The sequence below is a fragment of the Caulobacter sp. P1_D6 genome (assembly GCF_056406095.1).
Map to the genome: position 1 here is coordinate 1 of NZ_JBFUAW010000100.1, position 383 is coordinate 383.

1 protein-coding gene is annotated in these 383 nt (G+C 64.0%); it reads right to left on the reverse strand.

What is annotated here, in order from left to right; genetic code table 11:
* On the reverse strand, positions 1-372 hold a 372-nt coding region (ligD, locus tag AC1DYP_RS24860), incomplete at its 3' end, for a non-homologous end-joining DNA ligase LigD (RefSeq protein ID WP_477048572.1).
* Positions 373-383: the final 11 nt, after the last annotated feature.

Sequence of the window (383 nt, forward strand, 5' to 3'; positions counted from 1 at the left end):
CAGATCCGGCAGCTTCTCCTCCAGCAGGGTCGCCACCCGTTTGGCGACGGTGGACGCACCCGAGGACGTCATGGGCTTGTCGAGCGGGACGTAGAGATGAATTCCCTTGCTACCACTGGTGAGTGGATAGGCACGCAGTCCGATGTCGGTGACCATGGTGCGTACCTCGCACGCGACTCGCGCACACATGTCGAGATCCACGTCGTCACCCGGATCGAGATCGAACACGATGCGCGCGGCGCGACCCTGTTGGTCGCCGTCGAATCTCCATTGCGGCACATGGGCTTCGAGCGCGGCCTGCTGACCGAGCCACGCCACATCGGCGGGCGAGTGGAACACCGGATAGACCACGACGCGATCGGAGTGATGGATCCGTCGGCGAT